Annotated in this window: 19 protein-coding genes and 1 tRNA gene; 7 read left to right on the top strand and 13 right to left on the bottom strand. The window is 65.9% G+C overall.

Annotated features, from left to right (window positions below; all coding sequences use genetic code 11):
- From rpsR to QZX62_RS07075, 3 genes are all read left to right on the top strand, one after another.
- On the top strand, positions 1 to 225 hold the full coding sequence (gene rpsR, locus QZX62_RS07085) for a 30S ribosomal protein S18 (RefSeq protein ID WP_168070454.1): 225 nt from the start codon (positions 1 to 3) through the stop codon (positions 223 to 225).
- Between the two features lie 11 nt (positions 226 to 236).
- On the top strand, positions 237 to 839 hold the full coding sequence (gene rplI / locus QZX62_RS07080; protein WP_294173231.1) for a 50S ribosomal protein L9: 603 nt from the start codon (positions 237 to 239) through the stop codon (positions 837 to 839).
- A gap of 189 nt (positions 840 to 1028) precedes the next feature.
- Positions 1029 to 1628, top strand: a complete 600-nt coding sequence (locus QZX62_RS07075; protein ID WP_294173230.1) for a hypothetical protein — start codon at positions 1029 to 1031, stop codon at positions 1626 to 1628.
- 59 nt (positions 1629 to 1687) lie between these two features.
- On the opposite strand, the gene QZX62_RS07070 is transcribed toward QZX62_RS07075, so the two are convergent.
- Positions 1688 to 2335 carry a glutathione S-transferase family protein gene (locus QZX62_RS07070; RefSeq protein ID WP_294173229.1) on the bottom strand — a complete coding sequence of 216 codons (648 nt, stop codon included), beginning with the start codon at positions 2333 to 2335 and terminating at the stop codon, positions 1688 to 1690.
- A 35-nt stretch (positions 2336 to 2370) separates the two neighbouring features.
- The gene (locus QZX62_RS07065; protein WP_294173228.1) at positions 2371 to 2766 is read right to left on the bottom strand and encodes a DUF6456 domain-containing protein; all 396 of its coding nucleotides are present in this window, start codon (positions 2764 to 2766) and stop codon (positions 2371 to 2373) included.
- Positions 2767 to 2950: 184 nt separating this feature from the next.
- Between QZX62_RS07065 and QZX62_RS07060 the strand changes: the two genes are divergently transcribed.
- The gene (locus tag QZX62_RS07060) at positions 2951 to 3514 is read left to right on the top strand and encodes a helix-turn-helix transcriptional regulator (protein WP_294173227.1); all 564 of its coding nucleotides are present in this window, start codon (positions 2951 to 2953) and stop codon (positions 3512 to 3514) included.
- Between the two features lie 233 nt (positions 3515 to 3747).
- Positions 3748 to 3897, top strand: a complete 150-nt coding sequence (locus tag QZX62_RS07055) for a hypothetical protein (RefSeq protein WP_294173225.1) — start codon at positions 3748 to 3750, stop codon at positions 3895 to 3897.
- 33 nt (positions 3898 to 3930) lie between these two features.
- Here QZX62_RS07055 and QZX62_RS07050 read toward each other — a convergent pair.
- From QZX62_RS07050 to QZX62_RS07015, 8 genes are all read right to left on the bottom strand, one after another.
- A tRNA-Val gene (locus QZX62_RS07050) sits at positions 3931 to 4006 on the bottom strand.
- A 53-nt stretch (positions 4007 to 4059) separates the two neighbouring features.
- Positions 4060 to 4974 carry a winged helix DNA-binding protein gene (locus QZX62_RS07045; RefSeq protein ID WP_294173224.1) on the bottom strand — a complete coding sequence of 305 codons (915 nt, stop codon included), beginning with the start codon at positions 4972 to 4974 and terminating at the stop codon, positions 4060 to 4062.
- A gap of 136 nt (positions 4975 to 5110) precedes the next feature.
- Positions 5111 to 5935 (bottom strand): 3'(2'),5'-bisphosphate nucleotidase CysQ, encoded by an 825-nt coding sequence (gene cysQ / locus QZX62_RS07040; protein WP_294173222.1) that lies wholly within the window; start codon positions 5933 to 5935, stop codon positions 5111 to 5113.
- A gap of 1 nt (position 5936) precedes the next feature.
- A complete protein-coding gene (locus QZX62_RS07035; protein ID WP_294173221.1) occupies positions 5937 to 6716 on the bottom strand; it encodes an SDR family oxidoreductase in 780 nt (259 codons plus the stop codon).
- A gap of 101 nt (positions 6717 to 6817) precedes the next feature.
- Complete coding sequence (locus tag QZX62_RS07030) at positions 6818 to 8791, bottom strand: acetyl/propionyl/methylcrotonyl-CoA carboxylase subunit alpha (RefSeq protein WP_294173220.1); 1974 nt, start codon at positions 8789 to 8791, stop codon at positions 6818 to 6820.
- Positions 8788 to 9441: a hypothetical protein gene (locus QZX62_RS07025; RefSeq protein ID WP_294173219.1), complete on the bottom strand. Its 654-nt coding sequence runs from the start codon at positions 9439 to 9441 to the stop codon at positions 8788 to 8790. The genes QZX62_RS07030 and QZX62_RS07025 overlap by 4 nt, the downstream gene beginning before the upstream one ends.
- A 74-nt stretch (positions 9442 to 9515) precedes the next feature.
- Positions 9516 to 11117, bottom strand: coding sequence for a carboxyl transferase domain-containing protein (locus tag QZX62_RS07020; protein WP_294173218.1), 1602 nt, complete (start codon positions 11115 to 11117; stop codon positions 9516 to 9518).
- Complete coding sequence (locus tag QZX62_RS07015; protein WP_294173216.1) at positions 11114 to 12283, bottom strand: acyl-CoA dehydrogenase family protein; 1170 nt, start codon at positions 12281 to 12283, stop codon at positions 11114 to 11116. The genes QZX62_RS07020 and QZX62_RS07015 overlap by 4 nt, the downstream gene beginning before the upstream one ends.
- Positions 12284 to 12394: 111 nt before the next feature.
- Here QZX62_RS07015 and QZX62_RS07010 point away from each other — a divergent pair, with 111 nt between their 5' ends.
- Both QZX62_RS07010 and QZX62_RS07005 read left to right on the top strand, forming a co-directional pair.
- The gene (locus QZX62_RS07010) at positions 12395 to 13588 is read left to right on the top strand and encodes an acetyl-CoA C-acyltransferase (protein WP_294173215.1); all 1194 of its coding nucleotides are present in this window, start codon (positions 12395 to 12397) and stop codon (positions 13586 to 13588) included.
- Between the two features lie 9 nt (positions 13589 to 13597).
- Entirely contained in the window at positions 13598 to 13972 is a 375-nt protein-coding gene (locus QZX62_RS07005) for a hypothetical protein (RefSeq protein ID WP_294173213.1), read from the top strand.
- A gap of 19 nt (positions 13973 to 13991) precedes the next feature.
- On the opposite strand, the gene QZX62_RS07000 is transcribed toward QZX62_RS07005, so the two are convergent.
- The 3 genes from QZX62_RS07000 to QZX62_RS06990 all read right to left on the bottom strand — a co-directional run bounded on the left by QZX62_RS07000 (position 13992) and on the right by QZX62_RS06990 (position 16558).
- Positions 13992 to 14603, bottom strand: a complete 612-nt coding sequence (locus tag QZX62_RS07000) for a glutathione S-transferase C-terminal domain-containing protein (protein ID WP_294173212.1) — start codon at positions 14601 to 14603, stop codon at positions 13992 to 13994.
- Positions 14604 to 14676: 73 nt separating this feature from the next.
- A complete protein-coding gene (locus tag QZX62_RS06995; RefSeq protein ID WP_294173211.1) occupies positions 14677 to 15135 on the bottom strand; it encodes an SH3 domain-containing protein in 459 nt (152 codons plus the stop codon).
- Positions 15136 to 15151: 16 nt separating this feature from the next.
- Entirely contained in the window at positions 15152 to 16558 is a 1407-nt protein-coding gene (locus QZX62_RS06990) for a nitronate monooxygenase (RefSeq protein ID WP_294173210.1), read from the bottom strand.
- Positions 16559 to 16658: the final 100 nt, after the last annotated feature.

Genomic DNA, 16658 nt, shown 5'->3' with positions numbered 1-16658 from the left:
ATGGCCCGTGCATTCTTCCGCCGCCGCAAGTCCTGCCCCTTCTCGGGCAAGGACGCCCCGCAGATCGACTACAAGGACGTGCGCCTGCTCCAGGGCTTCGTGTCCGAGCGCGGCAAGATCGTTCCCAGCCGCATCACTGCGGTATCCACCAAGAAGCAGCGTGAGCTGGCCAAGGCGATTAAGCGCGCCCGCCACATCGGCCTGCTTCCCTATGTCGTGAAGTAAGGAGCGCTCCCATGGAAGTTATCCTGCTAGAGCGCGTCGAAAAGCTGGGCGGCATCGGCGACGTCGTGACCGTCAAGAACGGCTTCGCCCGCAACTACCTGCTCCCGCGCAAGAAGGCGCTCCGCGCCAATGAAGCCAACCGCAAGGTCTTCGAAGCCAACCGCGCGCGGATCGAGTCGGACAACGCCGAGCGCCGCTCGGCGGCCGAAGCCTCGTCCAAGGGCGTGGACGGCAAGACCGTGCAGCTCATCCGCCAGGCGTCCAACACCGGCCAGCTCTACGGCTCGGTCAGCGCCCGCGACATCGGTGACGCACTGGAGGCGGACGGCGCCAAGGTGAGCAAGAGCCAGATCGTGCTTGACCGTCCGATCAAGGCGATCGGCATGCACGAGATCCGCATCGCGTTGCACCCCGAGGTGGCGGTGACCGTCAAGGTCAACGTCGCCCGTTCGCCGGAAGAAGCCGAGCTGCAGGCGCAGGGCGTCGACGTCATGGCGCAGATGTTCGAGCGCGACAACGCCGGCTTCACCGAGGCCTATGATCCCAATGCCGAGCCCGGTGCGACCGCGGACGCGCCCGCCGCTCCGGCCGAGGGTGAGACAACCGAAGCCTGACGACATACCCCGGCGCGCGCTGGAATTCAGTTGTACTTGCAAGGGGCCGCCGGAGCGATCCGGCGGCCTTCTGCGTCTCCGTTCGTCGCAACTGCCCGCCTTGGTCGTTTCCGCTCCGTAAGTTGCGGAACGCGACCTTCCTCCCTTCCGTTGTTCCGCTGAGAGCATGGGCAATGCGAGGAGATCGAAGTGAACCAGGACAACAACCTAACCGGCCAGCAGGGCTATGGTCGCGATCAAGAAACTGATCAGCAGAACCAGCAGCCGCAAGGGCAGCAGCAGGGCCAGCAACCGCAAGCGCAGCAGCAGAACGCGCAGCCGAGCGGCGGCAACGACAGCAGTACCGGCTCCGGCACGGCGCAGTCCTCCGGCAGCAGCCCCGCCGACTTCTCGACGGGCCAGGCGAGCTACGGCAACAGCGGCCAGGCCGAGGCCATGAGCCAGAGCCAGAACAGCACCGACCTCGGCCAGGAGGCCGACATGGGTCAAGCTGGCAACGGCAACGACACGGGAGACGGCATGCCCCTCGGCACGGCCGGTGGCGGCTACGGCGGCTCGGCCGAAACCCGGTCGGGCGGTCAGAGCGGCAGCGGCTTTGTCGGCTCCTCCTCCGACACCAGCAGCGACTATCTGCAGACGCAGGATGACGATGATCAGGACTTTGCTGATCAAGGCCAGGGCGCGCTGCAGGACGACACAATGGGCCAGGGCGAGGACCCGGGCACCACGGACATCGAGATCGAGCGCAGCCAAGGGCGCGAGTCCGACATCGAAGGAAGCGCCCTCTAAGCGACCGCGATCCGATGATGCAGGCCGCGCTTCCGCTGGGGGCGCGGCCTCTTTCGCCCTTAAGCGGCGACCTTCTGCATGAAGGCCCGCTCCTTGGTCAGGCGCTCGACAAAGCTCGGGCGCGCCAGGATGCGCTCTACATAGGCGGCAAGGCGCGGGTACCTGCCGCCGTCGACCGTCATCCCCATATGCTCCAGGTTTGCCAGCGGGCTGGCCACGGCCACATCAGCCAGGGTCAACCTGTCTCCGACTAGAAAGCCTCCCTCCGGCACCTGCCCTTCGAGGTAGCTCAGCAACGGCGGCAGCTCGCGCTTTTCGGCTGCGTCCGCCACTTCCGGATCCCCCTCCCGCTTGAGGAGGATCGGCGCTACGACCCGATTGAAGAACAGCTTCTGGAGGCAGCCCATCAGCAGCGTGTCGCCGAACTCGTCCCACCAGATGGTGCGCCCGCGTGCCCGCGGCTCGGCCGGTATCAACGCTGGCTCGGGGTGCTTCGCCTCCAGATAGTGGATGATGGCACTCGAGTCCGCCAAATTGTAATCCCCATCGACTAAGGCCGGCATCTTACCAAAGGGGCTTGCCGCACGGAACTCCGGGTTCTCGTCGCGGAAGCCGGTCGGCCGGGACTCCAGCGTGATGCCCTTCTCCGCTGCGCAGGCTAGCACCTTACGCACGTACGGCGACATCGACGAGCCATAGAGTATCATGAGGCGGCCTCCTGCCCTGCCCCAATAACAGCGGCTCAGCGCAGCCGGTAGTGGTCCGCCACTCGGTCGAGCGCGAGGGTCAGCACCAACTTCCCAGCTCGCGCCGGCCAGCCCAGCGTGCTTTCGGCGTCGCGCATTCCCTCGCCGGCGCACACGACCCGCCACAGGATGTCCGATAACCCAGGCCCGGCGGCCGCCACCGGCGCCTCGAACCGTTCGCGCGCCTTGATCTGCGTTTCCGCCGGGTGCGCGCCAGGCCTGGACCCGCCACGTCCTCGCGAGAGCGGCGCCGCATCCCAGCGCATCGTCACGCTGGGCGAGAGCTGCGCCCGTTCCCAATCAAGCCGCAACTGCTCGCCCGCGCTGAACTGACGCTCGCTGATGTGCCCCCTTGCCCGGAGCCACCCAAGCGGCAATTCCGCCGCGTTCACTGTGACCGAGCGCGCCGGCCGCTTGCCGGCATCACCTCCGCTGTCTGCTCCAACCGCACGCTCTTCAAGTAGTCGCCCAGCTTCGTACCGCACTCCGCTCTTCCATCATCGAGTCGAATGGAGGCTTGCCATAGCGGCTGGTCTGTAGGACAGAAGAAAACCGGATAGGTTAAGGAAGCGATAGATGATCACGCGGATACGGGACGTTCGCAAGGCCAAGCGCATGACTTTGGACGACGTTGCGAGGGCGTGCATGCCGGCGACCACCGCACAAACCATCGGCCGTCTTGAAACGGGCATGCGGACGGTATCGGTCAGCTGGCTGAACCGCATCTCCGCCGCACTTGGGGTCGAAGCCGCCGACCTCGTCGAGCATCCGGAGCGCGAGGACTTGGACGTTGTCGCCGTGCTTACCGCCACCGGCGCGGCTCCGCTCAAGAAATCGGCCAAGGTCCTTCCGCCCAGAACTCAGCCCGGCCAAGTCGCCTTGACTGTCTCGGCGAGCGTCGGCGATTATCGCAGCGGCGATGAAGTCTGGTGCGACCGCCTTTCGCCCGAAGAGTTCGGCCGCGCGCTCAACCGTGACGTGCTGGTCCCGCGACCTGCCGGCCGCTTCCTCTTCGGCCGCCTGATCGGCCGCGATGGCGGCAAGCTCCACCTGCTCCCGCCCAGCGCAGGCGGCCGGCAGAGCGTGGTCGCCGATCCCCCTTGGGCCGCGGTCGCCGTTAAGCTCGTCCGCACTCTATGATCGCTCCCGGGAGCCTCTGATGCCGCGAGCAGTTACAAGCACATCCAACCTCAAGGACGCCCATGTTCTTCTTCTTTTCGAACCGCACCGGCTGCCTGGGTTCGCTTCTGATCACGGCGCTTGGAACCTTGCTGCTACTGGTTCTGCTCGGCTGGATTAGCTTCTGACTTCAGGCAAGGACCCAAGCGCCGGGTCCTCCGTTGTCTGAAGCAACGGAATACTCGAGGATCATCATGCCCCCCATCAACGACCCAACCCCGCGCGCCGGGACTAACGGCGCCGTCAAGATCATCGGTACTCTCGTACTCGCGGCGCTTGTGCTGTCGATCATCCTGCTCGCGCTGGGCATCTTCGACTTCGAACAGAGCGGCTGGTTCAACTAATCGGCCGCTCGCAGCCGAAGCTCCAGCGCAGGCTGGTGGGCGCTGACGGGCTCGAACCGCCGACCCTCTCGGTGTAAACGAGATGCTCTACCAACTGAGCTAAGCGCCCGCAGGTGCGGAAGCGGCGCCACTGCCATGCCCGCCTCCGCTGCGCAAGCCGCGCTAGATCACGCCCAGCCTGCCGGCTTCAGCGAAATAGGTGCGCAGCGCGGTGCTGGTGTTCTTCGCCAGTTCGATGAACACCCGCCGCCCGTCATGGGGGTCGTTGCGACGCTGCACCACGCCTCGTTCCGTCATGGTCTTGAGCCAGCGCAGGGCGGTGGTGGCCGGAACCGCCGCCGCATTGCACAAGCTCGACACCGGCACCCGGTGCTGCACGATCTCCGCCTGCAACAGGTCTAGCAGCATATCCCACGCAGGATCGGCGAACAGGTCGGCCGGAAGGTGGTCCGCCCGTAACCGACGCGCCCGGATCACCCCGTGCACCGCCTCCGCCGACACCGCCGGCGCATTGGCTGGGGAAGCGTGGATCGCCGCCTCAGCGATCGCAGGCGGAGCTGTTCCGGTCGATAGTTTGGCCAGGGTAGCGGCGAATCGCGTGACCTCGTCGCTGAGCTGGCGTAGCCGCGGTCCGCTCAGGTCCGAGGCCGAGTCCCGCACGCCTACGGCGGCCGGACGGGCGAGCATCGCCAGGGCGGCGGCCCGCTCCGCCTCTGCGGCATTGATGATCAACTCGATGTCCGGGCAGGCCAGAATTGCGCTCAGCGGATCGATCAGTTCGGGCACTGCGGACACCACGGCGCGGTACCGGCCAGCACCCACGTCTCCGTTGACCTGCTGCAGCAGCCGTTCGACCCGGCCGTCGAAATCGCCATCGATCTCGATCCATACCGCGTCCCACCGTCCGCGCGTCAGCCGATCCAGCGCGACGTCGATCATGGCGCCTGCTTGCGCACGCTCAGCGGCCTGGAACGTCCGTTGCGAGCGCCACAAGGCGGTCGGGCTGTCGCCTACCGCCAGTGCGCTGGGGTGCTCCCACCCGGATTGCTGCGGGAACGAGGAACTTGCTGCGGCCATGACGCAATCCACTGTCAACTGAACCGAGCACTTCGGCTTTAGCGGGGTGAGACTTGGCAGTTAAGCACTTAAATCATTCATTTCGGCGCAAGTTGCTGAATTGTTGCTGCAGAGGCGCAAGGGCAGGTCCTGTCAGCTACACACCCTGCGCCAAGTCGCCCCCGCCCGCGAACTCGCGGAGGAAGGGCTGCAGCGGGGGCGCCGCCCACCCGCCCGTACCGACGAATGCCCGATTGAGGAACGCCCGCTTGCCGTAGCGGAGTGCCTGCCCGTCCGGTCCGTCGCATCGCCCGCCCGCCGCCAGCAGCACCGCATGACCCGCCGCCGTATCCCACTCGCTGGTCGGTCCGAGCCGCGGGTAGATATCCGCGCGACCCTCTGCGAGGATGCAGAACTTAAGGCTCGACCCGATCCCCACATGGCCGCCCCCTTGGCAAATGCTGTCGAGGTAATCGGCGGTGTTTTGCGTGAAGTGCGACTTGGACGCGACCGCCACCATCTTCTCGCCGAGCGCTCGAGTTCGGATCGGCTGGCGAATGCCGCCTTCCTCCAGCCACGCCCCCTGGCCAAAGATCCCACCGTGCATCCGCCCCCGCTCGGGCGCCAGCACCACCCCCAGCTTGGGCTGCCCGCCCGCGATCAGGCCGATGTTGACGGTATAATCGTCCCCGCCTCGGACGAACTCCTTGGTGCCGTCCAGCGGGTCGACCAGGAAGTAGAGGTCGCCATGCGCCGGGATGCGCCCAGCCGCGACCTCCTCCTCCGCGATCACCGGCACTCCGGGCGTAGCCCGGGCCAGCGCGTCCAAGATGATCGCCTCCGCGGCGCGATCCGCTTCTGTGACGGGCGAAGTATCGCCCTTGGTCTCAATTTCGAACCCGCGGCGTCGCACGGCCAGGATCGCCTCGCCAGCCTCGCGCGCGGCTTCGGCGAGCGCCTCGATCAGCCCGCGCTCGTCCACCTCAGCGCGGCGCCATGCGGATACCGCCGTCCAGCCGCACATGCTCGGCGTTGAGGTAGCCGCTCTCGATCATAAACACCGCAAGCTCGGCATATTCCTCCGGCCGCCCGAGCCGCTTCGGGAACGGGACCTGCGCCGCAAGCGCGTCCTGGACTTGGCTCGGCATCATCGCGACCATCGGCGTCTTGAACACGCCCGGCAGGATGGTGTTGACCCGCACCCCCTCGTTCATCAGGTCGCGCGCGATCGGCAGGGTCATCGCCAGCACACCGCCCTTGGACGCCGAGTAAGCCGCCTGCCCGATCTGCCCGTCCTCGGCCGCGACCGAGGCGGTGTTGATGATCACGCCCTTCTCGCCATCCTCCAGCGGCTCAGCATCGACCATCCCGGCCGCGGAGTGCGAGATGCAGCGAAAGGTGCCGATCAGGTTGATGCCGATCACCAGCTCGAACTGGTGCATCGGATACTGCTTGACTGCCTTGGTCTCCTTATCGCGGCCGACGGTCTTTACCGCGTTCGCGACGCCCGCGCAGTTAACCAGTACCCGCTCCTGCCCATGCGCCTCCCGCGCTTTGGCAAAGGCGGCCGCAACCTTCTCCTCGCTGGTCACGTCGCACTCGCAGAAGATGCCGCCGATCTCGTCCGCGACCTTCTCGCCGCGTTCCTGATCGCGGTCGAACACTGCCACCTTCGCGCCCTTGGCCGCCAGCGCTCGAGCGGTCGCTTCGCCGAGGCCCGAAGCCGCCCCGGTGACCACTGCCGCAATGCCGTTGATGTTCATGGCTTTCCTTTCGTCATCCCGGCCTTGAGAAGCCGGGATCCGCCTTGTTCTTCATCTGCCGCTAGGAGGAAGGCGGACCCCGGATCAAGTCCGGGTGACGGCTACTCGCCGCTCGCCTCCACCCGGGCCAACACCGCCTCCACCTGCACCTGAGCGCCAGCCTCCACGTTCAACTCCGCTACCACCCCATCAAACGGAGCCACCATCGCATGCTCCATCTTCATCGCCTCGAGCGTAAGGAGGCGCTGACCCTTGGTCACCTGCTCGCCGCCGGACACGTCCACGCTGGTAACCTTGCCGGGCATGGGTGCGATGAGGGCGCCGTCGGCAATTCCGTGGCCCACGTTGCCACGGTTAGCTTCGAAGCTAACTTGGTACGCGTGCCCACCGGAGAACATGAGGATAGGGCCCTGCGGCTGCGTTTCAGCTTCGGGACCATAGGTCGTCGGGAGTGCTTCGATATTCAGAAATTCGGTTCGTCCATCGATGGCTACATCCCATTGCCAACCCTCTGCGACCTGGTCCGCTTGGACGAGCGCGAAGTGCTGCTCACCATTCAAGGTGAAGCCAAGACGGGCCGGAGCACGGGTGCCGTTCAAACGAAAGCCGAATAGGCCGGAAGGCGACACGGCAGCGTCGCGCTTAGCCTCTGCCGCCATAAACTCTTCCAGTCTCCAACTGATGGCCGACAACAACACGGCGTCCGGAATCGAATAGTCGGTGAGCTCTTCGGCACTGCGAGCAATCAAGCCCGTGTCCAACCGGGCTTGCTTGAAATTCTCGTGGATCACGACTTTGCTTAAAAAGCCTGCGTTTGTTCGAACGGGCCAGACCTCAACCTGCGCAAGCATCTCTTCGAGGCCGCCGATTGCTGACTGGCGGTCCTCCGCCCTGGCGACCAATTTCGCGATCATCGGATCATAAAAGGGCGAGATGGCATCGCCCTCCTCCACTCCCGTCTCAATCCGGCCGTCATCGCCGAGGTTGAAGTGCTCCAACCGCCCCACACTCGGCAGGAACCCCTTCGCCGGGTCTTCCGCATACAGCCGCGCTTCGATCGCGTGGCCCGTAATCGACAGCTCGTCCTGCCGCTTCGGCAGCGGCTCCCCGCTCGCCACCCACAGCTGCCACTCGACCAGGTCCTGCCCGGTGATCTCCTCCGTCACCGGATGCTCGACCTGCAGGCGGGTGTTCATCTCCATGAACCAGATGCGGTCGGCGCGCAGGCCTTCGCTGGCGTCGGCGATGAACTCGATCGTGCCCGCGCCTTCGTAGTTCACGGCCTCAGCCGCCCGCACCGCTGCCGCGCAGACCGCGTCTCGCGTCGCCTGGTCCATGCCGGGCGCGGGCGCTTCCTCGATCACCTTCTGGTGCCGCCGCTGCAGCGAGCAGTCGCGCTCGAACAGGTGGACGACGTTGCCGTGGCTGTCGCCGAACACCTGCACCTCGATGTGCCGCGGCGAGAGTATGTACTTCTCCAACAACACGATATCGTTGCCGAACGAAGACGAAGCCTCGCGTTTGCAGCTGTCGAGCGCGTCCAGGAACGCGGCCGCCTCATCGACCCGCCGCATCCCCTTGCCGCCGCCGCCTGCGACGGCCTTGATCAGCACCGGATAGCCGATCGCGTCCGCTTCGGCCTTGAGTCGCTCGGGCGACTGGTCCTCGCCGAGGTACCCCGGAGTCACCGGCACCCCCGCCTCCGCCATCAGCGTCTTGGCCGCGTCCTTCAGACCCATCGCCCGGATCGAGTCCGGCTTTGGCCCAACCCACACCAGCCCGGCATCGAGCACCACTTGCGCGAAGTCGGCGTTCTCCGACAGGAAGCCGTACCCAGGGTGGATCGCCTCCGCCCCGGTCTGCTTCGCAGCGGCAATGATCCGCTCGCCGACGAGATAGCTCTCCCGCGCGGGCGAAGGTCCGATATGCACCGCCTCATCGGCCATCCGCACATGCAGCGCCTTGGCATCCGCATCGGAATAGACTGCTACCGTCCGCACCCCGAGCTTTCGCGCGCTCCGGATGATTCGGCAGGCGATCTCGCCCCGGTTGGCGATGAGGAGGGAGGCGATCACGTTGCTGAGACTCCATCGCCACGACCGTAGGCTTCCACAAGCTCGTGCGAGATTTGTCTCATCATGGCAGGCAAGCGCCTCACTTCGACCTTCAGAGTGCCGTCTTGCGTGCTCAGCACCCGGTCAGGCGTTTGAATCGTAGCTATGCCCCACGCGCGCTCGTCATCTATTTGATCGAGCAGAAGCGGCCAGTCTGCCTCCAGATGCGAACCAACCTTGTTCCTCAGAAGCTGCACCAATCGAAGGCGAGTAAGTTTCTCACGCTTGTCGTACGGCACGCTTGGAGATTCATTCACTGGTATCATGCCGGGAGATGATCCCGGCATAGCCGCACTTGCCCGGTAGATGACATCCTTGTTCCACCAATCACGGAAAGACATAGTGAACTTCTGCACATCGCCAGAACGGTAAATTGGAAGGTAGCCTAATTTGGGGGGATCGCCTCCAAGCTCCATAAAGGTAAGTTTCTCGACTTCCGAGAGCACGGACGGATTGTCGTAGTCTAGTGGTCCGGAGAAGTTCAATTTCCCTCGTGGCCGTGTCGCCTCCCCGTTCTCCGTAAGAACCTTATAAACCTCAGTTGCGATCGAGGACCCTATTGGAGAGTAGCCCTGATCATACACGGCGTTCGACTTAGCGATGGTGTTCAAGCTCTGCTCGAAATGAGCGAGGAGCTCGTCCGTGCTTAGCTTTCGTGATGCACTATTGTTCCGACGACCCATGATTACATCCTGAACACGCCGAATTGCGGCCGCTCCGGGATTGGCGCATTCAGGCACGCCGCAAAGGCCAACCCCAACACGTCCCGGGTCTGCACCGGGTCGATGATCCCATCGTCCCACAGCCGCGCGGTCGCGTGCCAGGGATTGCCCTCGTCCTCGTAGCGCTGTCGCACCGGCGCCTTGAACGTCTCCGCCTCCTCGGGCGACCATTTGTCGGCATCGCGGTGGACCGTCGCCAGCACCGACGCGGCCTGCTCACCGCCCATGACGCTGATGCGACTGTTCGGCCAGGTGAACAGAAATCGCGGCGAGTAGGCGCGGCCGGCCATGCCGTAGTTCCCAGCGCCGAAGCTGCCGCCGATCAGCACGGTGATCTTGGGCACCTGCGCCGTCGCTACCGCGGTCACCAGCTTGGCGCCGTGCTTGGCAATGCCCTCCGCCTCATATTTGCCGCCGACCATGAAGCCGGAGATGTTCTGCAGGAACAGGAGCGGCACGCGCCGCTGACAGGCGAGCTCAATGAAGTGCGCGCCTTTGACCGCGGACTCGCTGAACAGCACGCCGTTGTTGGCCAGAATCGCCACCGGCATGCCCCAGATGTGCGCAAAGCCGCACACCAAAGTGGTGCCGTACAGCGGTTTGAACTCGTGCAGCTCCGAGCCGTCGACGACGCGCGCGATCACCTCGCGGACGTCGTACGGCGCGCGCACGTCCTCCGGGATGATGCCATAGAGCTCCTCGGCATCGAACAGCGGCGGCCGCGGCTCGCGCGTACCGATCCCCGCGCCCGCCTCGCTTCCAAGGTGCGAAACGATGTCCCGCACGATCGTTAGCGCATGCTCGTCGTTCTCGGCCAAGTGATCAACCACGCCCGACTTCCGCGCATGGAGATCGCCGCCGCCCAAGTCCTCCGCTGAAATCTCCTCGCCGGTCGCGGCCTTCACCAGCGGCGGTCCGGCCAGGAAGATCGTCCCCTGGTTGCGGACGATCACGCTCTCGTCGCTCATCGCGGGCACATAGGCGCCGCCTGCCGTGCACGACCCCATCACGCAGGCGATCTGCGCGATGCCCTTGGACGACATCTGCGCCTGGTTGAAGAAGATGCGGCCGAAGTGATCGCGATCCGGGAACACCTCCGCCTGGTGCGGCAGGTTGGCGCCGCCCGAGTCCACCAGATACACGCACGGCAGCCGGTTCTGCTCGGCAATCTCCTGCGCGCGGAGGTGCTTCTTCACCGTCATCGGGTAATAGGTGCCGCCCTTCACCGTGGCGTCGTTGGCGGCGACCATCACCTGCCGTCCGGACACCCGCCCGATGCCCGCGATCATCCCTGCGCCCGGCACCTCGCCGTCGTACAGGTCGCACGCCGCCAGCTGGCCAATCTCCAGGAAGGGCGAGCCCGGGTCGAGCAGCCGCTCCACCCGCTCGCGCGGCAGCAGCTTGCCGCGGCCGACATGCCGCTCGCGCGACTTCTCGTTCCCGCCGAGCGCCGCCTCAGCCACGTCCGCCCGCAGCTTCCCCGCCAGCGCCCGGTTGTGCGCGACGCGGGCTCGGTAATCCGGGCTATCGGGCTGAACCTTGCTGTCGATCCGCGGTGCGCTCATTGCGCGGCCTTGTCGCCCGCCCCGACCAGCTCCCGCCCGATCAGCATCCGCCGGATCTCGTTGGTGCCCGCGCCGATATCGAGCAGCTTGGCGTCTCGGTAATAGCGCTCGACCGGCCAGTCCTTGGTGTAGCCCGCGCCGCCTAGCGCCTGCACCGCCTCGTTCGCGACCTTAACCGCACTCTCGCTCGCCAGCAGGATCGCGCCCGCCGCGTCGAAGCGCGTAGTCTTGCCCGCGTCGCAGGCCTTGGCGACCTGGTAGACGTAGGCCCGCGCGGAATTCAGCGCGACATACATGTCGGCGACCTTGGCCTGCATCAGCTGCTGCGATCCGATCGCCTTGCCGAACTGCTGCCGCTCGCGGACATAGGGCAGGACTACGTCGAGACAGGCCTGCATGATGCCGAGCTGGATGCCCGCAAGCACCGTACGCTCATAGTCGAGCCCGCTCATCAGCACCCCGACCCCGCCATTCTCCGGGCCCATGATGTTCTCGGCCGGGACGAAGCAATCGTCGAACACCAGCTCGCTGGTGGGCGAGCCGCGCATCCCGAGCTTGTCGATCTTCTGCCCGACCGAGAAGCCCTCCATGCCCTTTTCGATCAGGAAGGTGGTGATCCCGCGCGAGCCCTCGCCGGTCTTGGCGTAGACCACCAGCACGTCGGCATAATGGCCATTGGTGATCCAAAACTTGTGCCCATTGAGGCGGTAGCCGTTGCCGGACTTTTCGGCCTTGAGCTTCATCGAGACCACGTCCGAGCCGGCCGCGACCTCGCTCATCGCCAGCGCGCCGACCTTGCTCCCGTCGATCAGCCCAGGCAGGTACTTGCGCTTCTGTTCGTCGTTGGCCCAGCGGCGTACCTGGTTCACGCACAGATTGGAGTGCGCACCGTAGCTGAGGCCGACCGAAGCCGACGCCCGCGCCACCTCCTCCTGCGCGACCACATGCTCAAGGTAGCCAAGGCCCAGCCCGCCCCATTCCTCCTCGACAGTGATCCCGTGCAGCCCGAGCTCGCCCATCTGCGGCCACAGCTCAATCGGGAAGCGGTCCGCACCGTCGATCTCGGCAGCAACCGGGGCGATCTTGTCGGCGGCGAAGCGCTGGGTCGTGTCGCGGATGGTCTCGGCCATCTCGCCAAGGTCGAATTCCAGTCCGAGTGCGGACATGCCTGGGGTCTCCTCTTGGAGGCAGGCGCTAGCAGAGCGGTAAGCGTTTGAACAAGGCGCGCGGAATGCTTATTGCAGTGCAGCAACAATCCGGAAGTTGGAGTCCGCCCCATGGCCACCGCCGCCACCGATCCCGTCGTCATCCTCTCCTACGCTCGCACCCCGATGGGCGCGATGCAGGGCGCGCTCTCCGACGTTTCCGCAACCGACCTCGGCGCCACCGCGGTCAAGGCGGCCGTCGAGCGCGCCGGCATCTCGGGCGACGACATCGACCGCATCTACATGGGCTGCGTGCTTCCCGCTGGCCTCGGCCAGGCGCCCGCGCGTCAAGCCGCGATCAAGGCCGGGCTCCCCACTTCCGTCCAGGCGACCACCGTCAACAAGGTTTGCGGATCGGGCATGCAGACGGTGATTATGGGCTCCGAAGCGCTCGCCACCGGCAACGCCGACCTGATCGTTGCGGGTGGCATGGAGTCGATGACCAACGCGCCCTACCTGCTCAAGAAGCACCGTTCCGGCGCGCGGGTCGGCCACGACACCGCCTACGACCACATGTTCCTCGACGGGCTGGAGGACGCCTATGAGGAAGGCAGGGCGATGGGCAGCTTCGCCCAGCACACCGCCAACGAGTATCAGCTGACCCGCGAGTCGATGGACAGCTACGCGATCGAAAGCCTGCGCCGGGCCAAGGACGCCATCGACAATGGCGGCTTCGGCGACGAGATCGTGCCCGTCACGGTTAAGAGCCGCGCCGGCGAGACCGTTGTCGACACCGACGAAGCGCCCGGCCGCGGCCGTCCGGACAAGATCCCGCAGCTGAAGCCCGCCTTCCACAAGGAAGGTACCATCACCGCCGCCACCAGTTCGTCCATCTCGGACGGCGCCGCCGCTGTGGTCCTCACCCGCGAATCCGTCGCCCGCGAGAAGGGCGCCGAGCCGCTCGCCCGCATCGTCGCCACCGCCGCCCACGCCCAGGCTCCGGCCGAGTTCACCGTCGCCCCCATCGGCGCCATCCACAAGGTGCTGGAAAAGGCCGGCTGGAAGATCGGCGAGGTCGACCTGTTCGAGGTTAACGAAGCCTTCGCCTGCGTTGCCATGTTTGCCATGAAGGACCTCGGCATCGGTCACGACAAGATCAACATCCACGGCGGCGCGACCGCCCTTGGCCACCCGATCGGCGCCAGCGGCACCCGGATCATCGTGACCCTGCTCAACGCCCTCAGGCAGACGGGCGGCAAGCGCGGCATCGCCAGCCTTTGCATCGGCGGCGGCGAGGCGACCGCCGTGGCGGTGGAGCTGGTCTAGCCGGCCCACGTGGAAGCGGTTCTCCTCACGTCAGCCGCGGCGCTGCTGATCGCAACCATGCTGGTTCATTCGCTGCTTGGCGAGCGACGGCTGATCCGCCCGCTCCTCCGCGAGCGAACCGGCGTGATGCAGCGGCCGCTTGCCCGCTTCATCGTGCCGTTCGCGTGGCATCTGACGAGCACAATCGGCCTGATTGTTGCCGCCACGCTGCTTGCCCTGGCATGGACGCCCGCTCATGTGGGCACGGTTACGATCGCGGCTACCGGACTGGTCTTCACCGTGGCCGGCATCGTGGATGCGATCGGGAGCCGCCGGGAGCATATCGGCTGGCCTTTCCTGACCGCGATCGGGGTTCTGGCGCTCGTAGCGCTGCTTGCCCGCTGAGCCGAGCAATCAGCTCAGCTCAGGCCGCCTGCAGCAGACCCTCGTCCTGCAACGCCCGCTGGACCGTCTCGCGCTGCCTGATCCGCTCCAGGTACCGGGCAATATTCGGCCGGTCGTCGTAGCTGATGCCGAAATGGTCGGCCCAGCTCAGCACCACAAAGGCATAGGCATCCGCCACGCTGAACTTGCCGCCCAGCCAATACTCACGCCCGTCGCCAAGGTGCTGCTCGACAAAGTCCAGCCGTGACTGCAGCTTCGTCATCGCCGCCTCCCGCGCCTCGCCCTGCGGGTTGGCGAAGAAAGGCCCGAACGCCTTGTGCAGCTCGCTGCCGAGGAAGCCCAGCGCCTGATGCAGCTGCGCCTCGGTCAGCGCGTCGCCCCGCGGTGCTAATGAACCAGGCTTCAGCCCCGCGATGTATGGCAGGATCGCGCCATTCTCCGTCAGCACCTCGCCGCCGTCCAGCTCCAGCGCGGGCACGTAGCCGAGCGGATTGACCTCGCGGAAGTCGCGCCCGTCCTCTGTCCGCTTGGCCCGAATGTCGGTGCGGACGAACTCCGCCGGCTGACCGATCTCGTATAGCGAGATGCGCGATGCCATCGAGCATGCGCCGGGTGAATAATAAAGCTTCATGGGTGGCCCTCCTCTGCTGCGTGAACTGGCAGATGGGCCGAAGCTGCGCCGCTTCAAGGCACAGGCATGTGCCTCAGTCGACCGTCTCGCCGTCGCTGATTCCCCAGATGTCCGTGGTCCGGATGTGGCCTTCGCGCGCACCCACCTGGATGCGGCACCAGCCGCCCTCGCAGTCGCTGATCCGGCCGACCACGCCCGGTTCCGCGGTGTAGGCCACGCGGCTGCCGCTGTCCGCCTGCTCATGGATCGGGCGCGGCTCGTCCCCGCGCACCACCGCGGTGCGTCGGTCGCTGAGTAGCGTCACCAGCATCCACCCGCGGACGCCGTCCGGGTCTTCGATCAGCCGCCAGTTGGGATAGACCCGCAGCACCCGGATCGGCAGGTCGCGGCGCTTGTACAGCCACACCCCGGGATAGTTCTTGCCCGGCCCCGTCCGCATCATCGCCTCGCCGGACGCGATCGATGCCCAGTAGGGCGGCGCCTTGTCCTGGGCCGATGCCGAGGCGGCAAGCGCCAGCACGACGGCCGCCATCACCCCCAATCGCACGTTAAGCCCCCGTCAGGATCCGGTCGACCAGCTGCTTCACGGTCGGCACGAATCCATTCGAGTAGAAGGGGTCCTGCTTGAACCGGAACGCCGCATGGCCGGCAAACATCAGGTTCTCGTCTACCGGCTCGCCGTGCGCGATGTTCTGCAATGCCTTCTGGATGCAGAAGCTGCGCGGGTCGGCCAGGCGGCCAGTCGAGTTCTTTTCATTGTCCGCCCATGACGAAAAAGCGCACTGGCTGAGGCACCCCATGCAGTCGGCCTGATCCTTGCGGATGATCTTCTCGTCCTCCGGCGTCACGAAGACGAGTGTGTCGTCCGGGGTCTTCATCGCGTTGATGTAGCCTTGCGCGAACCACTCGCGGGCGTGCTGCAGGTCGCCCTTGGTCACCCAGTAATTCTTCTTGGTGCCGATTCCGACGTCCAGCTCGAACGCATGGTCGCCGATGCTCTCCTTGGTGAAGGCGATCTGCCGTTCGCTGCGCGCTTCCAACCAGCGGAGGAATGGGTTGCGCACTGCCGAGGAGTAAAAGCCGGTGGGCGAGAACTTGTGCAGCAGGACGTCGCCTTCCTCCAAGGTCATCAGCCGCGCTTTCCACTCGGGCGGGATCGGGCTCTCCTGGGTCAAGAGTGGCCGGGTGCCGAACTGGAACATGATGCTCCCAAGCTCGGGATTGTCGATCCAGTCCTCCCATTCGTCGAGGCGCCAGACGCCGCCGGCCATGACGATCGGCACCGTGTCGGGCACGCCGCCCTCGCGCATCACCACACGCAGCTCCGCCACGCGCGGATACGGGTCCTGCGGCTTGCGCGGGTCCTCCGCATTCGACAGGCCGTTGTGCCCGCCCGCGAGCCACGGGTCTTCGTAGACGACCGCGCCAAGCAGCTCCGGAACCTTGGAGTAGGCCCGCTTCCACAGCGCGCGGAACGCGCGTCCGGAGGACACGATCGGCAGGTACTGCACGCCATATTGCGCAGCGATCTCCGACAGCTTGTACGGCATCCCCGCGCCGCAGGTCACGCCCGCGACCTTACCGCGGGTGCGCTCCAGAACGCCGTGGAGGATCGGCTGCGCGCCGCCCATCTCCCATAGCACATTGATGTTGATGGCGCCCTTGCCGCCCGCCAGCTCGTAGGCGCGCTCGACCTGCGCCACGGCCCCTTCGATGCCGTAGTGGATCAGCTCGTCGTGCCGTTGCCGCCGGGTCATGCCGCTATAGACCTGCGGGATGATCCGGCCTTCGGGGTCATAGCTGTCGGCGTTGACCGCACTCACCGTGCCGATCCCCCCGGCCGCGGCCCATGCGCCCGAGCTTGCATGGTTGGTCGCGGAAACGCCCTTGCCGCCCTCGACCAGCGGATACACCTCGCGGCCGCCATAAAGAACGGGCTGAAGCCCCTTGAACACGCCTCTCTCCTGCTCGGTTTTCCGGCGCTATACAGACGCTGTCGGCACTTGCGTCATAAAAACGAAAGGGCCGCGGAATCGCTCCCGCGGCCCCTCGGTT

Source organism: uncultured Sphingomonas sp., assembly GCF_902806265.1.
Classification (GTDB): domain Bacteria; phylum Pseudomonadota; class Alphaproteobacteria; order Sphingomonadales; family Sphingomonadaceae; genus Sphingomicrobium.
Note: the sequence above shows the minus strand (reverse complement) of the source record. Positions and strands in the feature narration are given on the sequence as shown.